Source organism: Ferruginibacter sp. (genome assembly GCF_031430955.1).
GTDB lineage: Bacteria > Bacteroidota > Bacteroidia > Chitinophagales > Chitinophagaceae > Ferruginibacter.
In genome coordinates, this window is sequence record NZ_JANPCM010000714.1 from 1 (window position 1) to 2,088 (window position 2,088).

At 38.0% G+C, this 2,088-nt stretch carries 2 protein-coding genes; both read right to left on the bottom strand.

The annotated features are described in order from the left end of the window. A partial coding sequence (tnpA, locus tag ACY65O_RS20415) for an IS200/IS605 family transposase (RefSeq protein ID WP_462222705.1) occupies nt 1-415 on the bottom strand: 415 nt, incomplete at its 3' end. 575 nt (nt 416-990) lie between these two features. Then, on the bottom strand, nt 991-2,088 hold a 1,098-nt coding region (locus ACY65O_RS20420; RefSeq protein ID WP_462222706.1), incomplete at its 5' end, for an alpha/beta hydrolase family protein.

A 2,088-nucleotide genomic window follows, 5' to 3' on the forward strand; every position in this document is an offset into this window, starting at 1 on the left:
CATACTTGCTGATAAACTCATCATATTCCTGCTGAAATGTTTTCTGCTTGTGATGTTCTTCCTGGTTTTTAATATAGTCTCTTACTTTATCAATTACAGATTCAGAAACTGAAACTGCAAAGTATTCATCTTGCCATTCAAACTTTTGTTTGGGTAAGGTTTTTTTATTAATCCAAAAAGCAGATTCACCTTTTATTAATTGCATTACTTTTTCAATGGTTTGATCGGAGCCAAGTGAAACAAGGCAATGACAATGGTCTTCATAACCATTTACAAAATCAATAAATATGCCTTTCTTTTTTCCAGTGTCTTTTATGTGGTTCCAAACTTTTTCTCTCAATTCTAAGGAATTAAGAAATGGAATTCTGTTTTTGGTGCTCCATACAAAATGGATGTAAACTTTAATGAAAGGCATATTTTAATTTTTGTTTGACAATATTTTGTTTGGCTAAAGATGTTTTGTTTTTATCTGGCTGAAGCCAGTGGCAATTCAAAAGCAATTTTATTTACAATTCAATTTATTCTTTGTTTGTAAGATTATTTGAGATTTTTTATTTGGCTAAAGCCAGTTGCACTTTTGCTTTTATCCACTGGCTAAAGCCAGTGCAGTGGTAATTAAAAAGAAATTTTATGTACAATTCAATTTATTCTTTGCTTGGAATTTTTTTTGCGATTTTTTTATTTGGCTAAAGCCAATAGCACTTTTACTTTTATCTTTTATCCACTGGCTGAAGCCAGTGGCAATTCAAAAGAAATGCATCACAGCAATTTGACTTTTATTAAATATTTTCTAAGTTCAAAAGTTTGTTTGGACCTGCTTTTGAATTGCCTCCAGCTTTAGCTGGAGATACAAGTTGATAAGCTCCTCCCGGCTTTAGCCAAATTAATAAAACATATTCTACGCTGCAATAAAAGTTCCCCAGAGTTATAATGTTGAACGGAACGTCGCCACTGCAGTTCAATCAAGGTACAAATGTTTGTCCCAAAAAATTATTTCACATACATCCCTCCACCTTTCTTCACATATTTCTCCAGCCATTGGTGCTGCTCCCACAGCATGTGCAAAATATTTTCTTTGGCTGCATAACCATGACTTTCAAAAGGGAGTTGCACAAAACGAACTGTGCCGCCATGGCCTTTAATGGCATTGTACAAACGTTCGCTTTGTATGGGAAAAGTGCCGGGGTTATTATCAGCTTCGCCATGTATCATTAGAAGTGGTGTTTTTATTTTATCTGCAAATGCAAAAGGGCTCATGGCAAAATAAACTTCGGGTGCCTGCCAGTAAGTACGTTCTTCGTTTTGAAAACCAAAAGGTGTAAGGCTGCGGTTGTAAGCGCCGCTACGGGCAATGCCGGCTTTAAATAAATTGGTGTGGGCTAAAAGATTGGCCGTCATAAATGCACCGTAACTGTGGCCCCCAACCGCTACACGGCTGCTGTCGCCAACACCCATTTCTGCAATTTTATTTATGGCAGCTTCTGCACTCCAGGTAAGCTGATCCACAAAATTATCGTTGGGTTGTTTATCGCCTTCGCCAACAATGGGGAACTCGGTGTTATCCATTATGGCATACCCCTGCGTTGCCCAAAAAACTATTGAGCCATAACCCACTCTTGTAAAAGTATATTTGCTGCCACGCAATTGTGCAGCATCGGCAGCACTTTTAAATTCACGTGGATAAGCCCACATCATCACAGGCAGCAGACCATCTTTTGTTTTATCATATCCTTTGGGCAAGTATAAATCGGCAGCAAGGTCAACACCATCTTTGCGTTTGTAAGTAATTTTTTGTTTGGTAATACCACGCAGACCGGGTTGCGGATCGGCAAATGCGGTGATGGCTTTAGCGCTGTTATCTTTTAAGTTGCGTAAAAAATAATTGGGTTGTTCTGTTTGGCTTTGTTTGTTGGTAACAATAATGAGTTTATCAAAATCCAACACATCAGTTACGGTTTCGTAATAAGGTTCTTCGCAGCGCCAGAGTTGTTTGGTTTCTTTGGGGTTGTTGTCGAAGCTGTTTAAAAAAGGTAATTCGCCTTTTGCAGAAGCACCCATAACCGTCATAAATAATTGTGTGCCGTTTTT